We start from the raw sequence: 4,859 nt of genomic DNA, 5'->3' as shown, positions 1-4,859 counted from the left end.
GGAGCCGGCCGGGCGGGGCACGGCGGACCCGGCGGCGCTGTTGCTCGCCGAACTCACGCTTCCCGAGGACGTACGGCTTCCGGCCCTTCCCGTCCCGCCGGCGGGCGGCCGGACGGACGGACCGGATCCGGCCCCGGTGCCGCTGGTGTCGTACGCGCCCTTCTACGGTGGCCCGTACGTGCCGGTGCCGGCGGTGGACCGGCACCGGACACGCGTCAAATCCTGACCCCGCCCGCCCGCAGGTAGGCGACGGGGTCGACGTCCGACCCGAAGCCGGGCCCCGTCCGCACCTCGAAGTGCAGATGCGGGCCCGAGCTGTTTCCGGTCGAACCGGAGCGCCCGATGCGCTGTCCCGCGCCGACGGACTGGCCGTTCCTCACCGAGATCGCCGACAGGTGCGCGTACTGGCTGAAGCGTCCGTCCGCGTGCCGGACCACGACCTGATAGCCGAACGAGCCTTCCCAGCCCGCGCTCACCACGGTGCCGGCCGCGACCGACTTCACGGACGTGCCCGTGGGAACGGGGAAGTCCACGCCGGTGTGGTAGCCCTTCGACCAGGCGGAACCCGCCTTGTGGTACGGCGTGCCGAGGCCGGCGCTGACGGGTGCGACGCGTTCGCCGCTGCTCTTGGTGGTGCGGTCGGCACGGTCCTCGGTGCGCTGCGGAGGAGCCTTCTTCTCGGCCTTCCGCGACTTCTGGGCCGTCTCGGCCTTCTTCGTGCCGGTTTCCCTGTCCGCCTTCTTGTCCGACCGCTCCTCGGCCCGCTCGGCCGGCTTCTTCTGTGTCGGCTTCGTGGGACGCGCGGGGGCCTTGGCCGCGCCGTCGGGCAGGGCGAGGCGCTGGCCGGGGACGATCAGGTCGGGATCGGCGCCGACGGTCGAGCGGTTGGCCTCGTAGAGCCCCCGCCAGCCGGCCCGGAGCCGCTCCTCCTCGGCGATGGCGGAGAGGGTGTCGCCGCGGACCACGGTGTACATCTCGGCGCGGCCCGCGCGGGACTGGGGCGTGGTGTGCGGTTTGACCTCCTCGACGGAGGGCCGGCCGGACTTCTCGCCGGCGGCCGGCCGGATGTCGGGGGTGTCGCCACCCGGTGTCAGTCCGGCCCGTACCGAACAGAGCGGCCAGGCGCCGGGACCCTGGCCGTCGAGGACCTTCTCGGCGACGGCGATCTGCTGGTCCCTGGTGGCCAGATCCGCACGCGGCGCGTACCGGGCGCCGCCGAACGCCTCCCAGGTGGACTGCGTGAACTGCAGCCCGCCGTAGTAGCCGTTGCCCGTGTTGATGTCCCAGTTGCTGGTGGACTCGCAGGCGGCGACCTTGTCCCAGGTCTCCACATCGGCGGCCTGGGCGGCGCCGGTGCCCATGAGCGGGAGCGCCATCCCGGCACCGCCCGCGGTGACGGTGAGCGAGGCCCGGTTGATCCTGTTCGGCTGATACCGGCGGTGCCGGCCGCGCACGGCCATGGAATCCCCCTCGACAATGCGTCAGGAGGGGCAAAAGTAAGCGCTGCGAACCAGCCGTGACAAGGCGGCTATCGGCCGCACGGATGCGCCAAGTGGCCGGGATTTTTTCGCCCGTTGCGCCCCCGTTGATCCGGGGAAGCGCGTGTGCGCGGGCGGGTGCCTCCGTCCGCGGGGCATGCGGGAGCGTGCGCCGGGCGGGTGCGGCGGGCCGGGGGCGCCGGGTACGGCGGCTGAGTACGGCGGGGGCCTTCGCCCGTATGTGCCTGCGCGGGTGCGGGCGCCCCGCGCGTGCGCCCGCGAGTACGGCACGTCAGGATGGTCGGCGTAGGACTGGCGTGCGTCGACCGGCAGCACCGTCACACCGGCAGTACCGACAGCAAGGTCACTAGGAGCCATCCATATGAGCAGTTCAGCGCAGATCGGCGTCACCGGGCTCGCGGTCATGGGCCGCAACCTCGCGCGCAACTTCGCCCGCAACGGCTACACGGTCGCGGTGCACAACCGGACCGCGGCGCGCACCCACGCGCTGGTGAAGGAGTTCGGGAGCGAGGGCCGGTTCGTGGCGGCCGGGACGGCCAAGGAGTTCGTGGCGGCGCTGGAGCGTCCGCGGCGGCTGGTCGTGATGGTGAAGGCCGGTGAGCCGACGGACGCGGTGATCGAGGAGTTCGCCCCGCTGCTGGAGCCCGGCGACATGATCATCGACGGCGGCAACGCGCACTTCGCCGACACCCGCCGACGGGAGAAGGCGCTGCGCGAGCAGGGCATCCACTTCGTCGGCATGGGTGTCTCCGGCGGCGAGGAGGGCGCGCTGCACGGCCCGAGCATCATGCCCGGCGGCCCGAAGGAGTCGTACGACTCGCTCGGCCCCATGCTGGAGAAGGTCTCCGCCAAGGCGGCCGACGGCGCGCCCTGTGTGACGCACGTGGGTCCGGACGGTGCCGGGCACTTCGTGAAGATGGTGCACAACGGCATCGAGTACGCCGACATGCAGCTGATCGGCGAGGCGTACCAGCTGCTGCGCGATGTGGCCGGGTACTCCCCCGGGCAGATCGCGGAGATCTTCCGCACCTGGAACACCGGCCGGCTGGACTCGTATCTGATCGAGATCACGGCCGAGGTGCTGTCGCACGTGGACGCGGCGACGGGCCGGCCGTTCGTGGACGTGGTGGTGGACCAGGCGGAGCAGAAGGGCACGGGCCGCTGGACCGTGCAGATCGCCCTCGACCTGGGCGTGCCGGTGTCCGGCATCGCCGAGGCGGTGTTCGCCCGCTCGCTGTCCGGCCACGCGGCGCTGCGCGAGGCCTCGCGCGGGCTGGCCGGGCCGACCGCCGCGCCGATGGGCGAGGCGGAGGCGGCGGCGTTCGCGGACCGGGTGGAGCAGGCGCTGTACGCGTCGAAGATCGTGTCGTACACGCAGGGCTTCCACGAGATCGCCGCGGGCAGCGAGGAGTACGGCTGGGACATCGACCTCGGCGCGGTCTCGGCGATCTGGCGCGGCGGCTGCATCATCCGGGCGGCCTTCCTCGACCGGATCCGCGCCGCCTACGACGCGCGGGCGGACCTGCCGAGCCTGCTGTCCGACGAGACGTTCGCGCGGGAGATCGCGGACGCCCAGGACGACTGGCGCGAGGTACTGGTCGCGGCGACCCGCCAGGGCGTGCCGACTCCCGGTTTCGCGGCCGCTCTCGCCTACTACGACGCGCTGCGCGCGGAGCGCCTGCCGGCCGCCCTCACCCAGGGGCAGCGCGACTACTTCGGGGCGCACACCTACCGCCGCACGGACCGCGACGGCTCGTTCCACACGCTGTGGGGCGGTGACCGGTCGGAGGTGTCCGCGTAGCAGGGCCTGTCCGGGGCGGCTCCGTCCCGCCGGCGCCGCGTGCCAGCGATGTGCCAGCGGGACGCAGCCGAACGGTGAGCGCGGGGCGCTGGAATGGGTTCCCGGCACACCGGGGCCGCCGGCCGCGGCGGTCCGAGACCCACGGGAGACACCATGGACAAGAACCTGAGCACCCTCGCCGACGAGATCCTCGAGCTGGAGGCCGAGACCTTCGAGATCTCCGACTACTCGGACGCCAGCGAGGTCGTGCTGGCCGGCTGCACCAGCACCAGCTCCACCTCGACCTCCAGCTCCACCTGCAGCACCACGTCCTGCTCGGCCTGACCCACCGGGCCGGCGGGACACCGGCCCGGCCTGCGCTCCCCAGGGGGCGCCGGCCGGGTCTTCGGCGTGCCCGGAACCGGTGCGGCGGACACCGTGAACGGCGGACGGCCCACGGCGCAGCCGTCATGGACGGGTCGGCACGGACACCGCCTCCCCGGGTGACCGCGGACGGGCCCTCGGTCCAGCAACAGTCGTGGCTGGTAAGAGGTTTGACGGAGCACCAGTACACCTCGGCCGACCCTCGGCGCCGTCGCTGTCTTCCCTTGACACGCCCATATCTACGCCGGTAGACACTCGCCAGAGCCACGAGGCCGATGAGTGACCACACATCGGCTTCATCCACGTTTGTCCTGCCCCCGTCACCTCGGGGGAGGAAGACGGCGACGGCCCAGTCCGGCGCGTGACCGCGGTTCGGGGGAGCCCATGCGATTCCAGTTGCTCGGACCACTCGGCATCACCGACGGAACGGAAGCGGTCGTCCTCCCGGCCGCCAAACCCACCTCGCTGCTGGCGGCGCTGCTGCTGCGCCCCGGCGAGGTGGTGCCGACCGGCCGGCTCCGGCAGGCCGTCTGGGGGGAGGCACAGCCCGCGACGGCCAAGGCGGCGCTGCAGAGCTGTGTGCTGCGGCTGCGCCGGCTCTTCGCGAAGTACGACATCGAACAGCACGCGGTGGTCGCGGTCGCCGGTGGCTACCGCCTCCCGGTGGACGAGGACTCCCTGGACCTGCTGCACTTCCGCGCCCTGGTGTCCCGGGCCGTCGGTGCCGGGCCGACCGAACTGACGCTGCTGCGTACCGCGCTCGGTCTGTGGCGGGGTCCGCTGCTGGCCAACGTGCCCTCGGATCTGCTGCACCGTGACGAGGTCCCCCGGCTGACCGAGGAACGGCTGCGGGTCCTGGAACGGGTCGGCGAGATCCAGTTGGCCCAGGGGCGGTGCCGCGAGGTCCTGGTGGACCTCTGGGAGGCCACCCGGACCCATCCCCAGCACGAGGGACTCACCGCTCAGTTGATGCGGGCGCTGTACCAAGCGGGGCGGCAGAACGAGGCGTTGGCCGAGTACCGGCGGATCCGGGCGCATCTGCGGGACGAGTTCGGCGTCGATCCGGGCGCGGAGCTGCAGCGGCTGGAACTGGCCATCCTGCGCGGCGACGCACCCCGTACCACCGGGGCCGCCGGAGTCGACGTCACCCGGCTCTCCGGACCCGAGCCGCCGCCGGACGCGAAGGGTGGCCGCGG

At 72.8% G+C, this 4,859-nt stretch carries 4 protein-coding genes and 1 pseudogene; 4 read left to right on the top strand and 1 reads right to left on the bottom strand.

What is annotated here, in order from left to right; translation table 11 throughout:
* Nucleotides 1-226, top strand: a pseudogene (locus B9S61_RS18110) (hypothetical protein); the annotation flags it as partial.
* Here the strand turns inward: B9S61_RS18110 and B9S61_RS18105 are convergent.
* Complete coding sequence (locus B9S61_RS18105) at nucleotides 216-1,460, bottom strand: transglycosylase family protein (protein ID WP_103543203.1); 1,245 nt, start codon at nucleotides 1,458-1,460, stop codon at nucleotides 216-218. The pseudogene B9S61_RS18110 and the gene B9S61_RS18105 sit on opposite strands and share 11 nt — an antisense overlap.
* 400 nt (nucleotides 1,461-1,860) lie before the next feature.
* On the opposite strand from B9S61_RS18105, the gene gndA reads away from it, so the two are divergent.
* The 3 genes from gndA to B9S61_RS18090 all read left to right on the top strand — a co-directional run.
* Nucleotides 1,861-3,300, top strand: coding sequence for an NADP-dependent phosphogluconate dehydrogenase (gene gndA, locus B9S61_RS18100; RefSeq protein WP_103543202.1), 1,440 nt, complete (start codon nucleotides 1,861-1,863; stop codon nucleotides 3,298-3,300).
* A 153-nt stretch (nucleotides 3,301-3,453) separates the two neighbouring features.
* A complete protein-coding gene (locus B9S61_RS18095; protein ID WP_103543201.1) occupies nucleotides 3,454-3,624 on the top strand; it encodes a thiazolylpeptide-type bacteriocin in 171 nt (56 codons plus the stop codon).
* A 423-nt stretch (nucleotides 3,625-4,047) separates the two neighbouring features.
* Nucleotides 4,048-4,859: AfsR/SARP family transcriptional regulator (locus B9S61_RS18090; RefSeq protein ID WP_146064878.1), on the top strand; the 812-nt coding region annotated here is incomplete at its 3' end.

Origin of the sequence: Streptomyces sp. SM1 (assembly GCF_002910825.1) — a bacterium.
GTDB classification, from domain to species: domain Bacteria; phylum Actinomycetota; class Actinomycetes; order Streptomycetales; family Streptomycetaceae; genus Streptomyces; species Streptomyces okerensis.
This window is presented reverse-complemented; position numbering and strand designations above follow the sequence as displayed.

Coding starts and splice junctions, on each gene's coding strand:
- B9S61_RS18105 (WP_103543203.1), bottom strand. CDS start 1,460: ATGGCCGTGCGCGGCCGGCACCGCCGGTATCAGCCGAACAGGATCAAC.
- gndA (WP_103543202.1), top strand. CDS start 1,861: ATGAGCAGTTCAGCGCAGATCGGCGTCACCGGGCTCGCGGTCATGGGC.
- B9S61_RS18095 (WP_103543201.1), top strand. CDS start 3,454: ATGGACAAGAACCTGAGCACCCTCGCCGACGAGATCCTCGAGCTGGAG.